Source organism: Arcicella rosea (genome assembly GCF_014204325.1).
GTDB classification, from domain to species: Bacteria; Bacteroidota; Bacteroidia; order Cytophagales; family Spirosomataceae; genus Arcicella; species Arcicella rosea_A.
The window spans coordinates 29,639-52,566 of record NZ_JACHKT010000020.1; the positions used below are offsets into that span (position 1 = coordinate 29,639).

The window sequence follows — 22,928 nt, forward strand, 5'->3', positions numbered from 1 at the left end:
TTCTTTTTAAGATTATATTATTTGCTTCGTTTTTCTCTTTCTAAATATACTTCTATTACTTGATTTACAATCGTTTATCTTTTTTATGGCTAATTTAGCCCATCAATTTATTTCTTTGTTATTTTTTCGTGTGAATAGCATTTTTCTAAGATAATATCCTTACCTTTGCACCCTAAAATGTAAATTTGAAAATCAGATAGTTTGAAGATTATAATTCTTACAATTTCATTTTCAAATTAATTCATAGCACGGGCGAGCCCGTTTCAAATTTTCAAATTGAACTCATGCAAAGTATTCGTAACATTGCCATCATTGCTCACGTTGACCACGGTAAAACTACCCTCGTTGATAAAATCATCCATGCTTCAAAGTTATTTCGTGATAACCAAGAGTTTGGAGATTTAATTCTTGATAACAACGACTTGGAACGTGAACGTGGTATCACTATCGTTTCTAAAAACGTATCTGTTCGCTACAAAGGCGTAAAAATTAATATTATTGATACTCCTGGTCACTCTGACTTTGGAGGTGAAGTAGAAAGAGTATTGAAATTGGCTGATGGTGTTTGCCTTTTGGTGGATGCTTTTGAAGGTCCAATGCCACAAACTCGTTTTGTATTAGGGAAAGCAATTGACTTAGGTTTAAAACCTATCGTAATTATCAATAAAGTTGACAAAGAAAACTGTCGTCCAGACGAAGTGCACGAGCAAGTATTTGACTTGATGTTCAACTTAGGTGCTACAGAAGACCAATTAGATTTCCCTACATTATACGGTTCGTCTAAACAAGGTTGGATGAGTACTGACTGGAAACGTAAGACTGAAGATATTACAGAATTATTAGATGTAATCATCGCTACAATTCCACCAGCACCAGAAAACGAAGGTATTCCACAGATGCAAATTACATCTTTAGATTATTCTTCATTCGTAGGTCGTATTGCTATCGGTCGTGTTCATCGTGGAACTTTCAAAGAAGGTATGCAAGTAGCTTTAATGAAAGCAGATGGTTCTGTAAAAAGAATGAAAATCAAAGAACTTCAAGTATTTGAAGGACTTGGAAGAGTAAAAGTTTCAGAAGTAAGTGCAGGTGAAATTTGTGCAATGATGGGTATCGAAGATTTTGAAATCGGTGATACTGTTACTGACTTTGAAACACCAGAAGCATTACCAAGAATTTCGATTGATGAGCCAACAATGAATATGTTGTTCACTATCAATAACTCTCCATTCTTTGGTAAAGAAGGTAAATTTGTAACTTCTCGTCACTTACGTGATCGTTTGTTCAAAGAAACTGAGAAAAACTTAGCCTTGAAAGTTGTTACTACTGATTCTGAAGATAAATTCTTAGTATTTGGTCGTGGTATTCTTCACTTGTCTGTATTAATCGAAACGATGCGTCGTGAAGGTTATGAATTACAAGTTGGTCAGCCACAAGTAATTTTCAAAGAAGGTGAAAACGGCGAACGTTTAGAACCAATTGAAACTTTAGTCGTTGACGTTCCAGACGAATCTGCTGGTAAAGTAATTGAATTAGCAACACAAGGAAAAGGTGAGTTGTTGATTATGGAACCTAAAGGTGATTTACAACACTTAGAATTCAACATTCCTTCACGTGGTTTGATTGGTATGCGTTCTAAAGTATTGACAGCTACTTTCGGTGAAGCTATCATGGCACACCGTTTCAAAGCTTATGAGCCTTACAAAGGAACTATCCCTGGTCGTATTAACGGTTCATTGATTTCTATGAACTCTGGTGTTGTTACGCCTTATGCTGTAGATAAATTACAAGACAGAGGTGTTTTCTTTATCGACCCAACTGAAGAAGTTTATGCAGGGATGGTAGTTGGAGAACACAACCGTCAGAATGATATTGAAGTAAACCTTCAGAATGCGAAACAATTGACTAACATGCGTGCTTCTGGTACAGACACAAACGTTAAAATTGCTCCGAAAATCCAGTTCTCTTTAGAGGAATCTATGGAATACATCCAAAAAGATGAATACTTAGAAGTTACTCCAAAGTCGATTCGTATGCGTAAAATTTACTTGGATCCAAGTATGCGTAAACGTATGGAACAAAAAGCAGACTAAGCATAAAAAACAAAACCCCTCTGATTCAAGTCGGAGGGGTTGTTTATGTTACCACTAATTGCTTTATTATTTGTACTTATATAGACAAGCTGCTTTTTTTAAAGGTTGCGTGATAAGTAAAAAAAATAAACCTTTTTTCTAAGTACTGACACATCTCTAGATTTATTCATCTTCATTGTACTTTTTTAGTCTTCTTTCCATTACTTCCATTTCCTTTTCTGTATTCTTTACTGGCTGTATAAATCTGTATAGATTTATTGTTAGTAACTAATTGTCAAATCTGTTTCCAAAAATTATCAAGGATAATGTATTTATATAATACATTATGCTATTAAAACGTATTAGCTATTTTAGAATACTTGTAACAACTTGTAGCGGTAACCCTTGCGGTTACCGTATCGTTTAACAAAGCATCGATTCAATAAACGGTAACCGCAAGGGTTACCGCTACAGGTAATCAAGTAATTTATTTTGGAACAATAAATGTTTAGTTGAATTCATACAAACGAAAAAAGCATTCCGAATTGAATTCAGAATGCTTTTTTCGTTTGTAAATCCTAATTATTTTTTCTTCGGTTTATCAGGAAGAATACGGATATCATCAGGATTTTTAGGGTCAATATAGAATCTATATTTTGCTACTGGACCAACAGGCTTACAATCACCAGGATTCAAACGTTGAACTTCGTATTCATAGATTGATGGATTCTTCGGTAATGGAAGATCATCAGGCCATTTTACTTTAGGATTCTCTGTTACGTTTTCGTAGTTAACATAGTTGCTTGCAGGCTTCGTAGATTTTTTACGAGGTACTAATTTCTTCGGTACAGTAGCCACAGCAGGTTTTGTTACTTTACGGCGTGGTTTTGCTTTCATTTTGCTTGGTGCAGTTGTTCCACCAAATACTTTAAACATATACTGGTCAGTAGTAGGTTTGCTTGAAGCTATCATTGCCACAGGTTTAGCTTTGTAACCAAAACTAGCTGCGTCAGCTTCTGAGAAAACTTTGTTTTGAACTACAGACTGTACAGAGTAATAATAGAAATTACATTCATCTCCATTTACTAAAGCAACATTATCAGGTAATGTTAAACTACTGTTTTTAGTAGTTTGCTGATAAATTGGGGTATCAGAGCCATCAGCTTTGTAAAGTTTAAATAAATATTCTTCTTGTTCTGGATTCGGTGAATTACTTTTCCACTTGAATACAGGTTTCTCTGAAGATTTATAGTCGTACATTTTACCATTTTCACCCAATAAAGTTGGTGCATAAGCAACAATTGGAGCAGGAGGAGGAGGTAATAATGTATAAACTGTTTTGGCTTTGTCTTCTCCGAAAGTATGAGATAAGGCAAGCCCAACATTATATCCTCCATTTGTTCTCATGTCCTCTTTTGTAATGGTCATGTTAGTCCCTGTTGTCGGGTCAAGACCAGTAGTTGTAAAAGGTGTTTCTGTAATAAACCCTTGTACGTTTGCTCCTAAACTCCATGTTTTTGAAACTTTATAAGTCAAATCAATAGCAAGTATAGCACCAAGCCTGTTTTTTGATGCTGAGGAGTTTAATCTAAAAATTAAAGATTGTGCACCTTGACTGCCATCAGGCAAATACGCTCCAAATCTAGGAGCAGATGTATTCATTAAACCACCACGAGCATCAAGATTAACTCCTAGTTTTTTCCCTAATGGGATATCAATAGATGGACCAATCATCAAATAGAAATCTTCATAATTAGCAACTTTGTCATACAGCAAGTCTGACTGAGTAAGTGTATTTGGAATTTTGCCAGATAACTTAAGCGTTTCAAAGTTTTGATAGATTCTACCTTCAGAGCCTTTATAATCATCTCCAATTTGAAAATTTTGATATCCTCCAGTGATACCGATTCCTATAAATCCCCAATAATGCGTAACAGAAAGAGTATTGTAAACGCCCGGTTTAAGAAACATTGTTACATCTTTACGGCTATCAGTATTTACTGGAATTGCGACACCCACTCTATCGGTTATTCTCCAGTATTTCTTCGCCGCAGTCGTCTTCAAAACATTACTGTTTTTGTAAAAAGCAGAATCAAGATAATATCCATCTGCTACCGTTTTTACAATCTGACCGTTTGAATAAGTCGTTGTCGTAATTCCATTGTCTGTGATTGTACTAACAATTGTTGGTTTAGTACTTGATGTTTTAGAGTCTTGAGCAAAAGATGGGCTGCTCAATGCTAGACAAGTAAGTAATCCCAAACCTATTTGAGCTGACTTGTTTTGCAAAAGACTTCTCTTTGAAAAAATCTGTTTCATAACTTGTTTGATTTAAGTATAAATGATGGGGTACTGAAATAGATTTAACAGATAATAATTATTATAAAATTTACAAGTAAAAGTACCTCTTTTTAAGTAAATAATTAGTGATATTCTCTGAAAAAAGCACTTAATTTGAAAAAAAGCTTGCCGAATTTTATTTTAACTATTTTAGATACTAATAAATCTTAAATTTGTACATTATTTAATTTTACTTGGGTTATAAGTCATCACTCTTTTCTCTTTAAAAATATAAATCATATTAATTTTTTTTGTAATTGGATTAATTTTAAAAAAGATGAATTTGTGTTTATTTATATCCTATTTGTAACAAAAAAAAAGCTTAAAAAACCATGCCAGTAAATAACGAAATCAAAAGAATTACTACACATATCTTGCAAGAAATGAAAAATAGAGGTGAGAAAATCTCTTGCCTAACTGCTTACGACTATTCGATGGCTCGTATTGTAGATGCAGCAGGGATTGATCTAATCCTTGTTGGTGATTCTGCATCCAACGTAATGGCTGGTCATGAAACTACTTTGCCTATTACACTCGACCAAATGATTTATCATGCTACTTCGGTGGTGAAGGCAGTAAAAAGAGCTCTTGTTGTTGTGGATATTCCTTTTGGTTCGTATCAAGGAAATTCTACAGAGGCACTTCGGTCTGCTATTAGAATTATGAAGGAATCAGGTGGCCATGCTGTAAAAATGGAAGGTGGTTCTGAAATTAAAGAGTCTATTATCAGAGTGTTAAGTGCTGGAATTCCAGTGATGGGTCATTTAGGTTTAACACCACAGTCAATATATAAATTTGGTACTTACAGCGTAAGAGCAAAAGAAGACGTTGAAGCCAATAAATTAATTGAAGATGCACAAATGTTGGATGAAATTGGTGCTTTTGGTGTTGTACTTGAAAAAATACCTTCTAGCCTGACGAAAAAAGTGTCTGAAAGTATTTCGATTCCAACCGTTGGGATTGGTGCTGGCCCTGATGCTGATGGACAAATTCTGGTTATTCACGACATGTTGGGTATTAATAAGGAATTCAAACCGAGGTTCTTGAGAAGATATGCCGATTTAGATGGTATTATGAATGAAGCAATTTCTCAATATATTCAAGACGTGAAATCACTTGATTTCCCGAATGAAAAAGAAAGTTATTAATTAATTGAAATCGAGTTATATAATTATTAGCTCGTAAAATAAACATAGAAAATGAAGGACTTTCACGTAGTATATGAAGACAATCATATTATAGTTGTCAATAAAAGAGCAGGGATTTTAGTGCAGGGAGATTCAACGGGTGATAGAACATTAACAGATGCCGTTAAAGAGTATATCAAAAAAGAATACAACAAGCCTGGAGATGTATTTTTACACCCAGTTCATCGTCTTGACAGACCAGTAAGTGGTTTAGTGATTTTTGCTAGAACATCAAAAGGCTTAGAGCGAATGATGGAATTGTTCAGAAAAAGGGATATTCAGAAGACCTATTGGGCAATTGTGAGACGTAAACCTAAAGAAGCAAAAGGAAAATTAATACACTGGATTGTAAAAGACGAAGCAAAAAATACAGTAACCGCACATGAGGAAGAAGTAAAAGGCTCGCAAAAAGCTGAACTTAATTATAAAGTTTTGGGGGAAATTAATAAACACTTTTTGATTGAAGTTGAACCCATTACTGGTAGACCGCACCAGATTAGAGTTCAACTTGCTTCTATGGGCTGTCCGATTCGTGGAGACTTAAAATATGGTTTTGACCGTCCCAATGCTGATGCAAGTATTAATTTACATGCAAGAAGAGTGTATTTTATTCATCCAATCAAAAAAGAACCTATTATTTGTAAAGCTGCTGTACCTGCAAATGCTTTCTGGGAAGAGTTCTTAGAACTTGATCCAGATGATTTTAAACAAAAGAATCTGGATTTTCTTCATGAATAAGCGGATGATGAGAAACATCATTTGAAATTTGTTCGAAAAGGTCACTTATAGAATGCTTAACGCCTTGAAGTATCCCTGAAACAATGCTTAAAGGAAGAATTAATGGCAGAAAAATAAGCCATTGCAAAACCATGAATTGATTGAATTTTTTCATTTTATTGATAGTGGTTGGTTATTGCTAATTGTGTTGTAAAAATATCAATTATTCTTAATATATCAACATTTTTTGCTTTGAAAATATTACAAAAAAATAATATTTATTCTGTCAATATATCAAAAAGGCTCATGATTATTGAAAATCATGAGCCTTTTGTGTCTAAGCTTTGAAATTTTAAGTTGACCTTATCAATAAAAATCGCCCTAGCTAAAACTAGGGCGATTTTTATTTCACTAAATCCATTAATGTATTGGCTTCTAAAACGGCTAGATTGGCATCTCGCCATTTTTCCATTACATTTCTTAATGAACAACTTTCCTCATCTCCACAGTCATCACATTTTCCGTAGAAGTGTAATGACACACATAAAGTTGGTGAAATTGGGCCATCGATGATACGGATAATCTTAGCAAAAGTTACTTGGTCTGGTGGAATTCTCAGATAATATCCTCCACCTTTTCCTTTTTGGCTTTGTAAAAGCCCATGATTGCGTAATTCAAGGAGGATTGCTTCTAAAAATTTCTTAGGAATATTTTCTGATTCAGCAATATTTGAAATAAGTAATGGTCCTTTTTCATACTCACGAGCTAGTACTTTTAAGGCTTTCAAAGCATATTTAGCTTTTTTAGAAATCATAATGATGAAGTTTTAATTTTTTGCTTCGTCCATAAAATACTTACAATGAAACATTTTATGCCTGTACTTTTATAGAAAAGCCAATAATATATCTACTAAGTTCAGGAATTCCATTTGATTGATAGACAAAAGTACATAAATTATCATAATTTATAATACGATTGATAATTCATAGAAATCAAATAATTTTGAGGTGTACACGAAAAATATAAATAATTTCACAAAATAGTTATATGTTTTGTCGGTTTCCTAAATTAAAGCTCTTGAAGTTTTACACCAGCTATTGATGAAATTATTTGTAACAGTTTTTCTATGAAAATCCACAGTTTTTTATTCTATTTTGAGGATTTTGAGACAAAATGGGGATTTTATTATACAGATTTATAAACTAGAGATATAGATACTCTTACGAGTAAGAAATATTATTCAAAACAAAACCCACAAACTAGAAGTCTGTGGGTTTGTGTATCACACTACCTTTATTTTACTAAGTTTTTTATTGAAATGTTGGAAATGGATCTGTGAATTTTCCTTTCTTTTCCATCAAAATAATTTCTTCTTCCGTACAAATACATTCTTCTAATTCTTCTATAATGATTTCTTTATCTAAATCCTGACCGATAATTACCAATTCGTTTACTCTATCTCCAAATCGCTTATCCCAGCGTTGCATGATAATTTCTTTATTTTCTTTCCAAGCTGGATAGAAAACTCTTTCCCAAGATGGTACGCCAGCCCACCAAGTTCCTGCTGAGTCCGCCCGAACCGAACCTCCAGCTTGTCCCCAATTCAAAGCATCTTTTGGACGTGAAGCTATCCAGAATAATCCTTTTGAACGAATAATTCCTCCATGCCAATTATTATTAATATAATTCCAGAATCTTTCTGGATGAAAAGGACGGGCATCTCTGAAAACAAATGAGCTAATGCCATACTCTTCGGTTTCGGGTGTATGCTTTGCTTTATTTAATTCTTCAATCCATCCGCTTGAAGCAGATGCTTCTTCAAAATCAAACAGACCAGTATTTAATATTTCGCTTGTATTAATTTTGCCAAAAGACGATTGAAGTATTTTGGCTTTTGGATTTAATTTTTGAACAATTGCCTTTAATTCTCCTACTTGATACTCGCTCAGTAAATCTGTTTTATTAAGGATAATTACGTTGGCAAATTCAATTTGGTCTGTCAGAAGATTAACGATTGCTCTGGCATCGCTTGGATCTTCATCATTCATTCCACGAGTCCAAACAGTATCAATTGAACCAAAATCTTTGGCAAAATTGAAACAATCAACTACGGTCACCATTGTGTCAAGCCTTGAAAATTTGGATAAATCAATACCATTTGCCTCATCGATATAGCTAAATGTTTGTGCAATTGGCAGAGGTTCGGAAATACCTGTAGATTCAATCAAAAGATAATCAAAGCGATTTTCTTTGGCTAAACGTTCTACTTCTTGCATCAAATCTTCACGAAGTGTACAGCAAATGCAGCCGTTAGACATTTCGACCAACTTTTCTTCGGTTCTTGATAAAGTGTTTTCCTGTTTTACCAATTGAGCATCTACATTGATTTCACTCATATCATTTACAATGACGGCAACTTTCAGGTTTTCTTTATTGTGTAAGATATGATTGAGTAATGATGTTTTTCCAGCTCCTAAAAATCCGCTTAGGACTGTAACTGGGAGTTTTTTATGTGACATTTCTTGCAATTTCTAAGGTTGACTAAATGAGTAATAATTAAAGCAATTGACGAAAAATAGCCTACTATATTCAAGTATTTGAAATCTTCTTCGAACAAAATGGAGCAGGCAAAAAGTGTAAAGAAGATCCAAAAGGCAATCGTTATTTTGGAAGAAGTAGCTTCTTTAGTGGTATAATAAACAGCAATGAAACAGATTGTTAGGAATATGTAATCCCAATAATGGATTCCTTCATGAGACGAAATTTCCATTTTAGTTTCATAAAATGTTTTAACGAACATCACGATGGGTGTGGCTAAACAGTGTACAAGGCAGATTCCTGAACCTGCTATGCCTAAGTAATCGTAAAGATATTTTGAGATTGAATTTTTCATATTTGCAACATTGTTGCAAATATAGAAGGAAGATTTTTTATTTTCGCAACAATAGTGCAAAAATATTCAGAACAAATATTATCTTTGCAACAGTATTGCAATTATATAAAAATCGACAGATATGAAATTGACAAAAAGATTACTCTTGACGCCAATGTTAGCAATGGTTTTGCTTTCGGCTTGCAAAAAAGATGAACCTATTCCACAAGAAGACAATGAAAACTTAACAACGGTAAGTTTGAAATTTACTGAGAATGGTGTTACGAAAACATTTTCGTTCAAAGACCTTGATGGAACTGGAGGAAATGCTCCGACTATTGATAAGATTGCTTTAGAAGCAAATAAAACTTATACTTTATCAGTTGCGATTTTAGACGAAACAAAATCGCCTGTGGAGAATGTTACTGAAGAAATTGAAGAACAAAAAGACGAGCATTTGTTTGAGTACATTTCTACGCCAGCATCGCTATTAACGATTTCTGGAAAAGATAAAGATTCAAGAGGATTTGACGTTGGTTTGACTGCTACAGTAAAAACGTCTGCAGCAGGCACAGGAAAATTACAAGTAGTACTTCATCACCAACCTCCAGTAAATGGCACGCCTATTAAAAATGGTTCATTTACAGTAGGTAGCACAGATTTTGACGGAACATTTGAGGTGGATGTTAAGTAGATTTTTGACTTTAGGACTTGAAGACTTTAAGATTATAGGTGATGAATCTTTTATACTTCAAGTCCTAAAGTCTTAAAATCCTCTAGTCCAAAATAAACCTCCTTAAAACTTCAACAAATCTCCTTTCTCAATTCCTTTCCTTTTGCAGTATCCTGCATTTACTTCTAACACATATTTTGCATTTTCATAGGATGGAACCGCTTCTTCTGAAAATGGAATTCTGTTGGCTTGTATTGTTACGATTTTCTTCTGTTCATCTAAAAACATGATGTCTAGTGGAATAAAAGTATTTTTCATCCAAAAACTTTGGGGTTCATTGTTGGGCATAATGAATAACATGCCACAAGAGTCGGGCATCGAACGACGAAACATTAATCCTTGCTCAGTTTCTTTGTCATTATCTGCAATTTCTATTGTTAATTTTTCTTTAATTCTTACAAATTCCAATTCTCCTTCTTTAGTAAAAACTGGCTCAGGAATATCTGTATTTGGGCTAGTAATTGCGGTTTCTGATTCAGCTGGAGGCGTGTGGAAATAGCTAATTATGCTTGAAGAGAAGAATCCACCTAAAAGTAGTACAAGTACTAGAACGATAATAATTGCTTTTTTCATTGTATATAATTCTGGAAAGTATGTTGTTGAGCAATATTAGATTAATTAATGATTTTAGGATTAGAAAATTTGATTGAAATTTAAGTAATTTTACTTGTTATATATCCAACCTCAACGAAAACACTTGTACAATCATTTTATTTTTAAAGGATAAAAATTCTATTTTACCGATACAATTAAACAGATTGGCAGACTAATTTTAATATTAAAACTGTTTATACTTTAACTAACGTTGAAAAAAGCCTCTTTATAGACAAAAGTATTTTTTATACTTCAGCCCAAAAGGCATTTCATCTACTTTAAAATGGACATATCCGAAATCATTAAATACTTATCTGATTCTAAAGAAATCATTGGTGCGGGTCTTTTTGCGATTACCTTTGTAGTTTATGCCGAAAACGGATTGTTTTTTGCTTTTTTCCTTCCAGGAGATTACCTACTTTTTTTAACAGGTGTTTTTGTAGGAACAGGTTTCTTGAAATATGCTATCGGAACAGTTTTGTTATACCTTTTTGTAGCGGCTGTTTTGGGTTCATTGACGGGCTTTCTGTTTGGGCGGTTTTTTGGGAGTAATCTCGAAAACAAAAAAGATACTTGGTATTTTAAGCAAAAGCATTTAGATTCTACCCGTGATTTCTTTGAAAAACACGGTAGTCAAGCCTTGATAATTTGTCGGTTTTTGCCCTACATTCGCACTTTTGCACCAATATTGGCAGGAATTAGCCGAATGAATTATCCCAAATACCTTTTTTATAATGTAGTTGGCGGAGCTGTTTGGGTCGGTTCTTTAGTGGGTGGCGGTTATTATTTTGGCGTAGAATTCCCCTGGATTATCAATTACGTTCATTACGTCATCTTTTTCTTTTTAGCAATTACTACTTTTACAGTAGTAAAAGGTTATCTGAATTTTCGGAATAAATAAAATCTCAGAACGAGGTTCTCAATGACAATGCTTACAGATTTTGGTTATATCTTACTTTTTATCATTGCAGCGATAGTTTTTGTTGCTGTCATTTTGTTTCTCGCAAAACTCATTCGTCCTAATCGTCCGAACGAAGAAAAACTCACTACTTACGAATCTGGCGAAGAACCAGACGGAAATGCCAATGTTCGTTTTAATATCCGTTTTTATGTAGTTGCTTTGATTTTTATTCTTTTTGATGTAGAAATTATTTTCCTATTTCCTTGGGCAACAGTTTTCGGAAATAAACGATTAATTGCTGAAACAGATGGTTTGTGGGGTTGGTTTTCTTTGGTCGAAATGTTTGTATTTGTGGGCGTATTACTCATTGGACTGGCTTATGCGTGGATAAAAGGACATTTAGATTGGGTGCGTCCAGAAGTAAAAACTACAGAATACGAATCAAAAATTCCAACGTCGCTTTACGATAAAATTAATCAAAAGTATAGTCAGTAAAATCTTAGCCTCTTGGAGAATCGTAGAAAAGCCTTCTTTTTTACCATTTATTGTCCTTTCTTAAATGTCGATGGCATGGCGATTTTCCCGTTCGTGTTGGTCAAATCAAAAAAACCTTCTAAAGTATTGTTGAATCATGAGCGTATCCATCTTGCTCAACAAATTGAATTATTCATTTTGCCTTTCTATTGCTGGTATTTCTTGGCGTATTGTTGGAATAGAGTCAAAGGACAAAGGCATCATCAAGCTTACCGAAATATTATTTTTGAAAAGGAAGCTTATGAAAATGACGAAAATCTACAATATTTAGCCAGTCGTAAAAATTGGGAATTTATAAAGTATAGATAAGATTACCATAAATTTTGTGGACAAAGTACACGTCTTCGATTATTCAACATCAAACCAATTACAACTTCATGTGAACCTCTCGAACGTTCTTTCAAGCCCGATAAAGTAAAGTCGTAGGAATACCCCAAATTAATTAAGGAGCTGATATTTACGCCTAATAATCCTACAAAAGCATCTTTATGTCTGTAAGAAGTTCCGAACCAAAATCTATCTCTGAAAACAGCTTTCGCATTTACATCAAAACTTAAAGGTGCTTGTGCCACTCTTTTGATGAGTGTTGAAGGAATAATCGTCCAATCGTCACTGATTTCTTGTCTGAAACCTGCTGTTAGAAAGTAATGAGGAATGGCGTTTCCAATCCAACTTTGGGTATTGTTATCTTTATTTTTATAATTAAAGCTGTTGAAAATAAATTGATTCGCTGAAATTCCAACAAAAAAAGTTCTGGAGTATAACCAAGTACCTACGTTCAGGTTAGGCTGAATGGCTGTCAGTTTAGAGCCTGCAACAATTATTTGGTCAGGATTATCTTTTACTTGTACTTTACTAAAATCAACGCCATATTGAGAGATTCCACCCGAAATTCCAACGGCTAATTTTATTTTATTCGTTACTGGAACATGCAACGCATAGCTCAAGTTTAAACTGTTCTGTGTATTTGCACCAGTTTTATCCGCAACCAAAATAAAACCAATGCCATGATGGGCTGGTACTTTGGCAGAGCCGTTGAAATTATTAGAAAGTGCCATTGGGCGACGAATAGATTTACTGAAATTGGGTCTTGCACCAGTACTTGTAATATCTGTTTTGCCAATCGCTAAATGTGCCGAAACATAATAAGTAAGCGGAGCACCTTCAAAATCTGTCCATTGATTTCTGTATCCCGTTTTAATATCTGTATAGTCTTCAATACCCGAAACGGCTGGGTTGATTAAATAACTATTCATCATGTATTGACTATACTGTGGTTGGGTTTGGGCAATTGCCATTAAACGGACAGTAATCATCAAAAAGGCAAGTATAATTTTTTGCATAAGAGCGATGAAGTTCACATTTTAAAATAAAGATAAGAATTAAAGAAGTTTTTTTGGTAATATTCTAATGATAGTCCAACCTTTTTACAAGATTTGATGTCTCTTTGGGTACTTGTAGATTATTTCTGTGGTTAATTGGTTTGAGCAGAAAGCTGATTGAGAATAGGATAGGGGAAAAGACTTAGTTTATTGTCGTTCAGTTAAATAATTAATAATCAAAGATATACTTAAAATAATTTGATTGTTTTGAAACCTTATTACTTTTTATCACGTAAATGATAACAAATAGAAATTTAACAATAATTAGACTTTTTACAAAGCGTATTTTAAATACATTTTGTAAAAATTAAAGATAATTAAATAGCTTATGGAGAATATCGAAAGCCTTTAGAAATTTTCTAAAGGCTTTTTTGTTGAATTTTTTGAAGGAAAAGAACAAAGTCGAAAACTTCTACGTTAAACTTGTAATTCAAACGAAACTGTCTGGATTTTACATATCAAACGCATAAGGCAATAATGCAAATACATCAACTACCTTTAGAGACCGTAAATCAATTTTCGTCTCTTTTCTTAGACTTCATCAATCAAAACACAAAAACGAAAGATTTTTACGAGAATTATCCATCCATTCAAGGTTTTGAAAAACAAATTGCACTCAAACAGTATGATGTTACCAAACGTAAAGTTTTAGTAGAAACCTTAAAACAGCAGTATTCAGGGATAAGTAATCAACCAGATTTTGATATTCTTTTATCAGAAAATACTTTCACAGTTACTACGGGGCATCAACTTAATATTTTTACGGGGCCACTTTATGTGATTTATAAATTGGTTACGGTGATTAACTTGGCAAAATCGCTCAAAAAAGCTTTTCCAGAATACAATTTTGTGCCAGTTTATTGGATGGCAACTGAAGACCATGATTTTGCAGAAATCAATCATTTTTCTTTATTCGGAAAAAAATTAGCTTGGGAAACAGCCCAAAAAGGAGCAGTTGGTAGAATGAATCCCAAGGAATTGGAAAGTTTAATAGCAGAAATGGCTGAATGTCCAGCTATTTTTAAAGATGCTTATTTGAATAATGAAACCCTTGCAAATGCAGCTCGATGTTACGCCAACGAGTTGTTCGGAAACCAAGGTTTAGTTTGTATTGATGCTGATGATAGAAAGCTGAAAAAACTTTTTGCACCGATTATTAAAAACGATTTACTGCATCACACCGCTTTTGATGTTGTTTCAAAAACTTCTGAAAATCTCGAATCTTTGGGCTATAAAACCCAAATTTCTCCTCGTGAAATCAACTTCTTCTATTTAGACAACGGTCTGCGTGAACGCATCGTAAAAGAAGAAAATACTTATAAAGTTCTCAATACTGATTTATCTTTTTCTGAAGCAGAAATCCTGACGATACTTGAGAATGAACCCGAAAAATTTAGTCCGAATGTGGTATTAAGACCTGTTTATGAAGAAGTAATTCTTCCGAATTTGGCTTATATCGGTGGGCCTTCTGAAGTACCTTACTGGTTGCAATTGAAGAGTATTTTTGATTTTCATCAAGTAGCATTTCCAATTTTAATGCCACGTAATTTCTGTTTAGTTGTTAATAAAGCAACAGCCAAGAAAATGGAAAAATTGGATTTGACGAGCGAAGATTTGTTCTTAGATGAAATTAGTTTGAAAAAGAATTTCATTGAAAAACATAGTGAAAATAGTTTAAGTTTATCGGTCGAAAGTAATGCTTTTGTACAGATTTTTGATGAGATTTTGACGAAAGCTATTAAAATTGATAAAACGCTGGAAGGGGCAGTAAAAGGTGAACAACAAAAAGTATTAAATGCCCTTGAAAACTTAGAAAAGCGACTTAAAAAGGCAGAAGAAAGAAATCATGAAACAGAAGTAAATCAGCTTTTAGGCGTAAAACAGAAGCTTTTTCCAAATGGAACACCACAAGAACGAAGCGAAAATTTCCTAAATTTCTATTTGAACAATCCTGAATTTTTAAATCAAGTATCAGAAGTATTCGACCCGCTGAATTTTAAATTTTATGTAATTATAGAAGAATAAAAACACTTGTTCATAAAAAAAGAGGAAAGTATTCTTGTGATACTTTCCTCTTTTTTTATGCCTTTTTGGATGATATTCAAGGAATTGGTAATACTTTACTTTCTTTGAAAGTTGACAGAATGACCATCGTTTGTGTACCTGCAACTTCTTCAATTTCATTGATTTTTTCAAGCATCAATTTTTGATATGAAGCAATATCTTTAGCAATTATCTTCAATAAGAAATCTCCAGAACCAGTAACATGATGACATTCTATGACCTCTGGAATTTGATTTATCTGGAAAACAAACGATTCTGTTACTTGTTTTTTATGCCCAATTAAAGTAACAGTGACGAATGTGGTGACTCCTAAGCCAACTTTTTCACGATTTAATTGTGCGTGATAACTTTCAATAATGCCCGCAGTTTCTAATTTTTTAACACGTTCAAGTGTAGGTGCAGGTGATAGTCCTATTTCTTTTGATAATTGTGCATTAGTAATTTTAGCATTCTGTTGTAAAATTTCTAATACTTTATGGTCTATTTGATCTAGTTTGATACTCATTTTTTCGGAGTTTAGAATTGATGAAAGCCAAAAATACCATTGATAATTTCAATGGTTTTCAGAATTACATGATTATTAGTAATGGGTTATTTTACTGCGATAGGAAATCTATTGCAAATCTAATAGCTTTTTTGTGATTTTTATAAGAAATTCTACAAAAAAGCAGTTTTTTAGAATAATATTTTTATTATTCGGTAATTATATACCTATCTGTTAATAAAATTCTGTGAAAACAGAATTTATAGGTAAAAATAGGAAAATACAAAACAGAATCTTATTTTGTATAAATGCCTACTTTCGCTTAGAAATTTTGTTGAAAGAAATTTTTCTTTGCAAAGTACATTTAAAGCGAACGTCATCAACTAGGCTTTTGGCTCTATGTTTTGTGGCTCTGCCTTGTACACGTTCACGCCACATTCGCCACGACGATGCTTTCATTTCTCTTCGCATTAATTCGATTACTTCTTGTTCTTTTAGTCCGAATTGTACCAGAATGGCGTCGAATGGAGTGCGGTCTTCCCATGCCATTTCAATGATTCTATCAATGTCTTGTTCGCTAAGTAATAAATCTTTCAATGTTATCATTGTGAAGTTGTGAATGAGGAAATAATTTCAACAAAAAATGTTCTAAAGGTGATTTTTAAGCAGTTTGTAAAAACAAGTTGTAAAATCGTTCTGCTGACATTCTAAAGCCCATTGTCTATAACCTTCTCAGTTAAAAAATGTTTTTTAAATCTGATTTGCTAGAAAACCCTGATTCATTCCCTAAAAAATCCGTAATTTCGTAAGATAGTCTTGTCACGATTTTGTTAATTAGCAAAACAAATGCTAATATGCGATAACCAACAAATTGATAACGATTCAGCTTATGGCAGAAGAAGAAAAAAAATCACTTAATTTCCTTGAACAAATTGTAGAAGAAGATTTACAATCGGGTAAACACGGTGGACGTGTTTTGACTCGTTTTCCACCTGAACCTAATGGGTATTTACACATTGGGCATGCTAAATCAATTTGCTTGAACTTTGGCTTGGCTGCTAAATATGGCGGACAAACTAATCTTCGTTTTGATGATACTAATCCAGAAAAAGAAGAGACTGAATATGTAGATTCTATCAAAGCTGATGTGCGTTGGCTTGGATTTGAATGGGCTGGCGAAGAATTGTATGCTTCTAATTATTTTGAAAGCCTTTATCAGTTTGCTGTAACACTTATCAAAAAAGGATTGGCTTATGTAGATGATCAAACTTCTGAGCAAATCGCTTCTCAAAAAGGTAATCCTAATTTTCCCGGTGAAGATAGCCCTTACCGTTACCGTACTGTAGAGGAAAATTTAGATTTGTTCAGTAGAATGCGAGCTGGTGAGTTTGGAGATGGTGCCAAAGTATTGAGAGCTAAAATTGATATGGCACATCCGAACATGCACATGCGTGACCCTTTGATGTATCGTATTAAACACGCTCCGCATCACCGTACTGGCGATACTTGGTGTATTTATCCGATGTATGATTTTGCCCATGGTCAGTCGGATTCTATCGAGGAAATTACCCATTCAGTTTGTACTTTGGAATTTGATGTTCATCGTCCTTTATACGAATGGTTTATCGAAAAATTAGGCATTTATCCTTCACATCAATACGAATTTGCACGGTTGAATCTTACTCATACAGTAATGAGCAAACGTAAACTACTTCAATTAGTGAATGAAGGAGTGGTAAATGGTTGGGACGACCCACGTATGCCAACGATTTCTGCATTGCGTCGTCGTGGTTTTACACCAGCATCTATCCGTAATTTTTGTGAGAAAATTGGAGTAGCCAAAAGAGATAATTTAATTGACGTAGGAGTATTAGATTATTGCGTTAGAGAGGATTTGAATAAATTAGCTACTAGAGTAATGGCGGTTTTAGATCCAATTAAAGTAGTCATTACAAATTATCCTACAGACGAAGTCGAAGAATTACAGGTAGAAAATAATCCAGAAGATGAGAATTCAGGAAGTCGTACTGTACCATTTAGTCGTGAGATTTATATCGAAAAAGACGATTTCATGGAAGTACCGATGAAGAAGTTTTTCCGTTTAGGACCAGGTTTGATGGTTCGTTTAAAAGGTGCTTATATCATCAAATGTGATGATTTTGTAAAAGATGAATTTGGTAATATTACCGAACTTCACTGTAGTTATATTCCAGAAAGCCGTTCGGGTTCTGATACTTCGGGTATCAATGTAAAAGGGACGATTCACTGGGTATCAATTCAACATGCAGTGAAAGCAGAAGTAAGAGTATATGATAGATTATTGATTTTGGAAGATGCTTCGCAAGTAGGAGATGACTTCAAGAAATTTATCAATCCAGATTCTTTAACTGTTATTCCAGAAGTGTTTGTTGAGCCTAGTTTGAAAGAAGCAAAAGTAGGAACTAATTACCAATTTATGCGTAAAGGCTACTTCTGTTTAGACCCAGATGCTACAGCAGAACATCTTGTCTTCAACAGAACAGTTGGCTTAAAAGATACTTGGGTAAAAGAGAAAAGTAAGTAAAAGGATTCTTTGTTATAAAAAAGGTTGCTAATATTTGTATAAGAACAAGTATTAGCAACCTTTTTCTTTTAGTAAGAAGCTTGATAATCAATCGTAAAAACAGTAATTGATATTTTATCTTTACTTACTTTAATGGGGGATATATTACCATTGCCATCGAAAGAATTTGCATATAATCCTTTATCGCCTTCACGAACAAATAAAGAATATCTACCTTCTTCTAGGCTTACACAAAATTTACCTTCTTCATCAGACTTTACACTTTTAATAAATTTTGTAGCAATGGTTTGATAGAAACCGTTTTCACGGGTTGTTTCAGCGGTATTTGTGAGGTCGTAAATTACTAATTCTCTTTGGGCAGGTCTGGCTTTTGGTGTTGGTCTGTCGGGCGAAGGCATCATATTTCCAGCCTTCCAGAAAATAGTCCCGCAGATTCCCTGTTGCACCACAGCTGAACTACTGGAGTCGGTTTTAGCTCCAGTGGATGTTTCGTTGTTTGAAATTATCTTTTGTACAGAAGCAGGAAGTGAGATTTTCCTTTTTAATTTTTTCTTGGTTTTCTGTCCAAAAGTACCAATCATCGAAAGGCAACCTAGAATGAGTATGAAGATTTTTACTTTGATCATGTCAAAGATTATTTTCTCTTGAATAACGAATCAACAAATTCTTTTTTATTGAAAACCTGTAAATCTTCTATTTTTTCACCTACACCAATGTATTTCACAGGAATTTTAAATTGGTCAGAAATTCCAATAACTACACCGCCTTTGGCAGTTCCATCTAATTTAGTGATAGCCAATGCCGTAACATCGGTAGTTTTAGTAAACTCTTGTGCTTGGATAAAAGCATTTTGCCCTGTAGAACCATCTAAAACCAATAAAATCTCATGAGGAGCATCAGGTAAAAACTTCTGCATCACACGCTTGATTTTAGAAAGCTCGTTCATCAAGTTTACTTTATTGTGCAAACGCCCAGCAGTGTCAATAATAACAACGTCAGCATCTTGTTCAACGGCTTGCTTTACCGTATCATAAGCCACAGAAGCTGGATCGCTGTTCATCCCGTGGTCGATTACTGTTACACCAACTCTTTGTCCCCAAAGTTTCAATTGGTCAACAGCAGCGGCTCTAAAAGTATCGCCTGCTCCTAATATTACTTTGTTTCCTGCTTTATGAAATTGTGAAGCCAGTTTTCCAATGGTTGTTGTTTTTCCAACACCATTTACACCTACAACCATAATTACATAAGGCTTAACATTTGCTTTGAAGGCATTTGAAACATCGTCAGATTTATTTTGTGCCAATAATTCAGCAATTTCTTCTCTGAGTAAACCGTCTAGTTCGGCGGTAGTTACAAATTTATCTCTTGCTACACGTTCTTCAATTCTACGGATAATTTTAAGGGTTGTATCAACGCCAACATCCGAAGAGATTAAAATTTCTTCTAATTCATCTAATACCTCTTCATCGACTTTAGATTTGCCGACTACCGCTCTACTCAATTTAGAAAAAAGCCCTTCTTTGGTTTTTTCTAATCCTTTATCAAGTGTTTCTTTTTCTTCGGTATTTAAGGTTTCTTTTTTCTTAAAAAAATCAAATAAGCCCATGTTTTGGTTATCAGTTTTCAGTTAACGTTTTGGTTTGTAGCAGTCAACTATTGGAGATTCAATATCATTAGCTGAAATTACCCAATTTTTTTTCTTTAAACTAATATTAAATAAGCTACAAATTTCCCAAATATAAAACAAAAAAAGTCCCCTAACTTTATTTAGATAGGGGACTTTCTTTAAAGTCGAAAGAATTAACCTTTCAACGCTGCTGCTACATCGTCTTGAAGAACGATTTCTTCTTTGAATGTGTAAGCACCAGTAGCAGGATTTTTCACTGCTTTAACGATTTTTGCGTATTTTACGCCACCTTCTTTCTTAAGGGTTGCAACTACTTTCTTTGCCATTTCTTTGTATAAGTTATTGTTATCCGTTTTGAGTTATCGACTGATTACAACTTAATTGATGAACAAACTCAGCAATTATGATAACACAGACTTGATAACTTGTAATTGACAACTAAATGAATTACTTAATTTCTTTATGAACAGTCACTTTCTTCATGAAAGGATTGTATTTCTTCAACTCTAAACGAGCTGTAGTGTTTTTACGGTTTTTCTTAGTGATGTAACGAGACATCCCTGGAACGCCTGAAGTTTTTTGCTCAGTACATTCCAAAATCACTTGGATTCTATTGCCTTTCTTAGCCATTGCTTTGTTTGCTTAATTGGTTATAAAAAATCGTTTTCTATTGATTATCAGTAAATTACAACCCAATCAAACTGAAAAACGAAGATGTGTCTTTGAAACAGGACTGCAAAGGTAGTAAATGTTTGAGTTTTAGACAAATATGTTTTCAAAAGTTTTTAATAAATATTTGTATAAAGTGAAAAATAGTCAATTTTAGCCCTTTTTTACCCAATTTATCTTTGAATCTTTCATTTTTCGAGAATATTTATTCTTGTCTTCAGCAATACTTCGGCTCTTAAAATCTGTATTATTTCAAGATTTTGATGATTAAACTTGTAAAATACCCGTTTTAAATTCTTTTGTAATTGGTGAATGATTTGCCGCTGAAATACTTGTTGAAATGATACTTCTTGTAGCTAATGGGTCTATAATTTCATCTACCCATAATCTTGCAGCCGCATAATATGGCGTAGTTTGCGTATTGTATTTGTCTTTGATTTCTTTTAAAATATTGTCTTCGTCTTCTTTACTGATTACTTTTCCTCTGGCTTTCATCGACGCTACTTGTGTTTGTAATAAAGTTTGTGCAGCTTGTTCGCCACCCATTACGGCAATTTTAGCACTTGGCCAAGCATAAATAAATCGTGGGTCGAATGCCTTGCCACACATGGCATAATTACCTGCTCCGTAAGAATTACCGATAATAATCGTGATTTTGGGAACGACTGAATTAGAAACAGCATTCACCATTTTGGCTCCGTCTTTAATAATTCCTGAATGTTCGGAACGACTACCGACCATAAAACCTGTAACATCTTGCAAGAAAATCAAAGGAATTTTTTTCTGATTGCAATTCATGATAAAACGAGCGGCTTTATCGGCTGAATCATTATAAATTACTCCGCCAATTTGTACTTCGCCTTTGTTATTTTTGATGACCAATCGCTGATTCGCCACAATACCAACTGCCCAGCCATCAATGCGAGCGTAGCCACAAATAATCGTTTTGCCATAGTCTTTTTTAAATTCATCAAACTCAGATTCATCAACCAAACGTTCGATAATTTCACGCATGTTGTATGGTTTGGTTCTGAGTTCTGGAAGTATATCCAATATTTCTTCCATACTTTTAGTCGGATTTTTAGGAGTACTTCTATTGAAGCCAGCTTTTTCAAACTGTCCTAATTTACCGATTGTTCTTTTAATTTGGTCGAGGCACTCCTGTTCTGTATCAAACTGATAATCTGCATTTCCCGAAATGGCATTATGTGTATTAGCTCCACCCAAAGTTTCTGCATCAATTTCTTCACCAATGGCAGCTTTTACTAAATATGGGCCAGCTAAAAAGATAGAACTTTGTCCTTTTACCATCAGGGTTTCGTCCGACATAATTGGCAAGTAAGCACCACCAGCCACACAACTTCCCAACACAGCCGAGATTTGAGTGATTCCCATCGCACTCATAATGGAATTATTATAGAATACTTTCCCAAAATGTTCTTTGTCTGGAAAAATTTCGTCTTGCATCGGTAAAAAAACGCCTGCACTGTCAACCAAATAAATAATTGGCAATTGATTTTGCATAGCAATTTCCTGAAAACGAAGGGTCTTTTTCCCTGTAATCGGAAAGTATGCACCCGCTTTTACAGTTTGGTCGTTGGCAACGACAACGCATAATTGTCCTGAAACATAGCCTAAACCGCCAACAGTTCCGCCTGCTGGGCAACCGCCATATTCTTCGTACATTTCATATCCTACAAAAGCACCAATTTCCTGAAAGCAAGTACCTTCGTCTATTAAATAATTGATGCGTTCACGGGCGATTAATTTGCCTCGTTCGTGTTGTTTTTGAATATTTTTTAGACCACCACCTTCTTGTATTTTTATTAAACGTTGCTTCATTTCTGAAAGCAATTGTTCGTGAAATATTTTATTTGATTCAACCATAGTTTTAGGACGATTTGAGATTGTTGATGAATTGTAAATGGTATTATTATTGGATAATTTACAATTATTTTTTGATAGTGTAATATTCTGATAAAAATAGGTTTTCAATAGAATATTTGGAGATAAGCTTGAAAAATAATTTTATGATGTCGAGAAAGTAGATTTTTGATGTATTAAGAATTTGTTTTTACGCTATAAATAAAATATTATTTGGTTGAATAAAATTTAAAAAACTTTTTTTAGATTACTCCACAAAAAAAGCCAGAAGAATTGTTTCCTCTGGCTTCGATATAAATCATACT

General features: G+C 33.9%; 22 protein-coding genes. 9 read left to right on the forward strand and 13 right to left on the reverse strand.

The features are described 5' to 3' along the window. Positions 1 to 284: 284 nt before the first annotated feature. Positions 285 to 2,093, forward strand: a complete 1,809-nt coding sequence (typA, locus tag HNP25_RS13685; RefSeq protein ID WP_184134974.1) for a translational GTPase TypA — start codon at positions 285 to 287, stop codon at positions 2,091 to 2,093. A 561-nt stretch (positions 2,094 to 2,654) separates the two neighbouring features. On the opposite strand, the gene HNP25_RS13690 is transcribed toward typA, so the two are convergent. Continuing rightward, positions 2,655 to 4,361 (reverse strand): hypothetical protein, encoded by a 1,707-nt coding sequence (locus tag HNP25_RS13690; protein ID WP_184134975.1) that lies wholly within the window; start codon positions 4,359 to 4,361, stop codon positions 2,655 to 2,657. Between the two features lie 383 nt (positions 4,362 to 4,744). On the opposite strand from HNP25_RS13690, the gene panB reads away from it, so the two are divergent. Both panB and HNP25_RS13700 read left to right on the forward strand, forming a co-directional pair. Beyond that, complete coding sequence (gene panB / locus HNP25_RS13695) at positions 4,745 to 5,560, forward strand: 3-methyl-2-oxobutanoate hydroxymethyltransferase (protein WP_184134977.1); 816 nt, start codon at positions 4,745 to 4,747, stop codon at positions 5,558 to 5,560. A gap of 51 nt (positions 5,561 to 5,611) precedes the next feature. Further along, positions 5,612 to 6,337, forward strand: coding sequence for an RluA family pseudouridine synthase (locus tag HNP25_RS13700; RefSeq protein WP_184134979.1), 726 nt, complete (start codon positions 5,612 to 5,614; stop codon positions 6,335 to 6,337). A gap of 382 nt (positions 6,338 to 6,719) precedes the next feature. Here the strand turns inward: HNP25_RS13700 and HNP25_RS13705 are convergent, their stop codons facing one another. The 3 genes from HNP25_RS13705 to HNP25_RS22080 form a co-directional block, all read right to left on the reverse strand. Further along, positions 6,720 to 7,130 carry an RrF2 family transcriptional regulator gene (locus HNP25_RS13705; RefSeq protein ID WP_184134980.1) on the reverse strand — a complete coding sequence of 137 codons (411 nt, stop codon included), beginning with the start codon at positions 7,128 to 7,130 and terminating at the stop codon, positions 6,720 to 6,722. 496 nt (positions 7,131 to 7,626) lie between these two features. After that, on the reverse strand, positions 7,627 to 8,835 hold the full coding sequence (locus HNP25_RS13710; protein WP_184134982.1) for a GTP-binding protein: 1,209 nt from the start codon (positions 8,833 to 8,835) through the stop codon (positions 7,627 to 7,629). Further along, positions 8,802 to 9,209 carry a MerC domain-containing protein gene (locus HNP25_RS22080; RefSeq protein WP_184134984.1) on the reverse strand — a complete coding sequence of 136 codons (408 nt, stop codon included), beginning with the start codon at positions 9,207 to 9,209 and terminating at the stop codon, positions 8,802 to 8,804. The genes HNP25_RS13710 and HNP25_RS22080 overlap by 34 nt, the downstream gene beginning before the upstream one ends. 121 nt (positions 9,210 to 9,330) lie before the next feature. Here HNP25_RS22080 and HNP25_RS13720 point away from each other — a divergent pair, with 121 nt between their 5' ends. Beyond that, positions 9,331 to 9,882, forward strand: a complete 552-nt coding sequence (locus HNP25_RS13720; protein ID WP_184134985.1) for a hypothetical protein — start codon at positions 9,331 to 9,333, stop codon at positions 9,880 to 9,882. A gap of 102 nt (positions 9,883 to 9,984) precedes the next feature. Here the strand turns inward: HNP25_RS13720 and HNP25_RS13725 are convergent, their stop codons facing one another. Continuing rightward, positions 9,985 to 10,494, reverse strand: a complete 510-nt coding sequence (locus HNP25_RS13725) for a DUF192 domain-containing protein (RefSeq protein WP_184134987.1) — start codon at positions 10,492 to 10,494, stop codon at positions 9,985 to 9,987. Positions 10,495 to 10,798: 304 nt separating this feature from the next. On the opposite strand from HNP25_RS13725, the gene HNP25_RS13730 reads away from it, so the two are divergent. The 3 genes from HNP25_RS13730 to HNP25_RS13740 are packed head-to-tail and all read left to right on the forward strand — an operon-like array spanning position 10,799 to position 12,259. Then, positions 10,799 to 11,416 (forward strand): DedA family protein, encoded by a 618-nt coding sequence (locus HNP25_RS13730; protein WP_184134989.1) that lies wholly within the window; start codon positions 10,799 to 10,801, stop codon positions 11,414 to 11,416. Between the two features lie 27 nt (positions 11,417 to 11,443). Then, positions 11,444 to 11,911, forward strand: coding sequence for an NADH-quinone oxidoreductase subunit A (locus HNP25_RS13735; protein ID WP_184135084.1), 468 nt, complete (start codon positions 11,444 to 11,446; stop codon positions 11,909 to 11,911). A gap of 12 nt (positions 11,912 to 11,923) precedes the next feature. Next, entirely contained in the window at positions 11,924 to 12,259 is a 336-nt protein-coding gene (locus HNP25_RS13740) for a hypothetical protein (RefSeq protein WP_229202865.1), read from the forward strand. A gap of 2 nt (positions 12,260 to 12,261) precedes the next feature. Here HNP25_RS13740 and HNP25_RS13745 read toward each other — a convergent pair whose 3' ends face one another. Then, complete coding sequence (locus HNP25_RS13745) at positions 12,262 to 13,293, reverse strand: PorP/SprF family type IX secretion system membrane protein (RefSeq protein WP_184134991.1); 1,032 nt, start codon at positions 13,291 to 13,293, stop codon at positions 12,262 to 12,264. A gap of 516 nt (positions 13,294 to 13,809) precedes the next feature. Here HNP25_RS13745 and bshC point away from each other — a divergent pair. Beyond that, positions 13,810 to 15,357 (forward strand): bacillithiol biosynthesis cysteine-adding enzyme BshC, encoded by a 1,548-nt coding sequence (gene bshC / locus HNP25_RS13750; protein ID WP_184134992.1) that lies wholly within the window; start codon positions 13,810 to 13,812, stop codon positions 15,355 to 15,357. A gap of 76 nt (positions 15,358 to 15,433) precedes the next feature. Here bshC and HNP25_RS13755 read toward each other — a convergent pair whose 3' ends face one another. Both HNP25_RS13755 and HNP25_RS13760 read right to left on the reverse strand, forming a co-directional pair. Then, positions 15,434 to 15,901 carry an Lrp/AsnC family transcriptional regulator gene (locus HNP25_RS13755; RefSeq protein ID WP_184134994.1) on the reverse strand — a complete coding sequence of 156 codons (468 nt, stop codon included), beginning with the start codon at positions 15,899 to 15,901 and terminating at the stop codon, positions 15,434 to 15,436. Between the two features lie 291 nt (positions 15,902 to 16,192). Next, positions 16,193 to 16,486 carry a TIGR03643 family protein gene (locus HNP25_RS13760; RefSeq protein ID WP_184134995.1) on the reverse strand — a complete coding sequence of 98 codons (294 nt, stop codon included), beginning with the start codon at positions 16,484 to 16,486 and terminating at the stop codon, positions 16,193 to 16,195. A gap of 283 nt (positions 16,487 to 16,769) precedes the next feature. On the opposite strand from HNP25_RS13760, the gene HNP25_RS13765 reads away from it, so the two are divergent. Then, a complete protein-coding gene (locus tag HNP25_RS13765; protein ID WP_184134997.1) occupies positions 16,770 to 18,443 on the forward strand; it encodes a glutamine--tRNA ligase/YqeY domain fusion protein in 1,674 nt (557 codons plus the stop codon). Positions 18,444 to 18,511: 68 nt separating this feature from the next. Here the strand turns inward: HNP25_RS13765 and HNP25_RS13770 are convergent, their stop codons facing one another. The 5 genes from HNP25_RS13770 to HNP25_RS13790 all read right to left on the reverse strand — a co-directional run bounded on the left by HNP25_RS13770 (position 18,512) and on the right by HNP25_RS13790 (position 22,626). Next, positions 18,512 to 19,069, reverse strand: coding sequence for a hypothetical protein (locus tag HNP25_RS13770; RefSeq protein WP_184134999.1), 558 nt, complete (start codon positions 19,067 to 19,069; stop codon positions 18,512 to 18,514). An 8-nt stretch (positions 19,070 to 19,077) separates the two neighbouring features. Then, the gene (ftsY, locus tag HNP25_RS13775; protein ID WP_184135001.1) at positions 19,078 to 20,049 is read right to left on the reverse strand and encodes a signal recognition particle-docking protein FtsY; all 972 of its coding nucleotides are present in this window, start codon (positions 20,047 to 20,049) and stop codon (positions 19,078 to 19,080) included. A gap of 194 nt (positions 20,050 to 20,243) precedes the next feature. Continuing rightward, positions 20,244 to 20,396: a DUF4295 domain-containing protein gene (locus HNP25_RS13780; protein WP_184135003.1), complete on the reverse strand. Its 153-nt coding sequence runs from the start codon at positions 20,394 to 20,396 to the stop codon at positions 20,244 to 20,246. 121 nt (positions 20,397 to 20,517) lie between these two features. Further along, complete coding sequence (gene rpmG / locus HNP25_RS13785; RefSeq protein WP_184135005.1) at positions 20,518 to 20,700, reverse strand: 50S ribosomal protein L33; 183 nt, start codon at positions 20,698 to 20,700, stop codon at positions 20,518 to 20,520. 306 nt (positions 20,701 to 21,006) lie between these two features. Next, entirely contained in the window at positions 21,007 to 22,626 is a 1,620-nt protein-coding gene (locus HNP25_RS13790) for an acyl-CoA carboxylase subunit beta (protein ID WP_184135006.1), read from the reverse strand. Between the last annotated feature and the right edge of the window lie 302 nt (positions 22,627 to 22,928).

Excerpts from the sequence above, each read along its gene's own strand:
- typA (WP_184134974.1), top strand. The coding sequence starts at position 285 with ATGCAAAGTATTCGTAACATTGCCATCATTGCTCACGTTGACCACGGT.
- panB (WP_184134977.1), top strand. The coding sequence starts at position 4,745 with ATGCCAGTAAATAACGAAATCAAAAGAATTACTACACATATCTTGCAA.
- HNP25_RS13700 (WP_184134979.1), top strand. The coding sequence starts at position 5,612 with ATGAAGGACTTTCACGTAGTATATGAAGACAATCATATTATAGTTGTC.
- HNP25_RS13705 (WP_184134980.1), bottom strand. The coding sequence starts at position 7,130 with ATGATTTCTAAAAAAGCTAAATATGCTTTGAAAGCCTTAAAAGTACTA.
- HNP25_RS13710 (WP_184134982.1), bottom strand. The coding sequence starts at position 8,835 with ATGTCACATAAAAAACTCCCAGTTACAGTCCTAAGCGGATTTTTAGGA.
- HNP25_RS22080 (WP_184134984.1), bottom strand. The coding sequence starts at position 9,209 with ATGAAAAATTCAATCTCAAAATATCTTTACGATTACTTAGGCATAGCA.
- HNP25_RS13720 (WP_184134985.1), top strand. The coding sequence starts at position 9,331 with ATGAAATTGACAAAAAGATTACTCTTGACGCCAATGTTAGCAATGGTT.
- HNP25_RS13725 (WP_184134987.1), bottom strand. The coding sequence starts at position 10,494 with ATGAAAAAAGCAATTATTATCGTTCTAGTACTTGTACTACTTTTAGGT.
- HNP25_RS13730 (WP_184134989.1), top strand. The coding sequence starts at position 10,799 with ATGGACATATCCGAAATCATTAAATACTTATCTGATTCTAAAGAAATC.
- HNP25_RS13735 (WP_184135084.1), top strand. The coding sequence starts at position 11,444 with ATGCTTACAGATTTTGGTTATATCTTACTTTTTATCATTGCAGCGATA.
- HNP25_RS13745 (WP_184134991.1), bottom strand. The coding sequence starts at position 13,293 with ATGCAAAAAATTATACTTGCCTTTTTGATGATTACTGTCCGTTTAATG.
- bshC (WP_184134992.1), top strand. The coding sequence starts at position 13,810 with ATGCAAATACATCAACTACCTTTAGAGACCGTAAATCAATTTTCGTCT.
- HNP25_RS13755 (WP_184134994.1), bottom strand. The coding sequence starts at position 15,901 with ATGAGTATCAAACTAGATCAAATAGACCATAAAGTATTAGAAATTTTA.
- HNP25_RS13760 (WP_184134995.1), bottom strand. The coding sequence starts at position 16,486 with ATGATAACATTGAAAGATTTATTACTTAGCGAACAAGACATTGATAGA.
- HNP25_RS13765 (WP_184134997.1), top strand. The coding sequence starts at position 16,770 with ATGGCAGAAGAAGAAAAAAAATCACTTAATTTCCTTGAACAAATTGTA.
- HNP25_RS13770 (WP_184134999.1), bottom strand. The coding sequence starts at position 19,069 with ATGATCAAAGTAAAAATCTTCATACTCATTCTAGGTTGCCTTTCGATG.
- ftsY (WP_184135001.1), bottom strand. The coding sequence starts at position 20,049 with ATGGGCTTATTTGATTTTTTTAAGAAAAAAGAAACCTTAAATACCGAA.
- HNP25_RS13780 (WP_184135003.1), bottom strand. The coding sequence starts at position 20,396 with ATGGCAAAGAAAGTAGTTGCAACCCTTAAGAAAGAAGGTGGCGTAAAA.
- rpmG (WP_184135005.1), bottom strand. The coding sequence starts at position 20,700 with ATGGCTAAGAAAGGCAATAGAATCCAAGTGATTTTGGAATGTACTGAG.
- HNP25_RS13790 (WP_184135006.1), bottom strand. The coding sequence starts at position 22,626 with ATGGTTGAATCAAATAAAATATTTCACGAACAATTGCTTTCAGAAATG.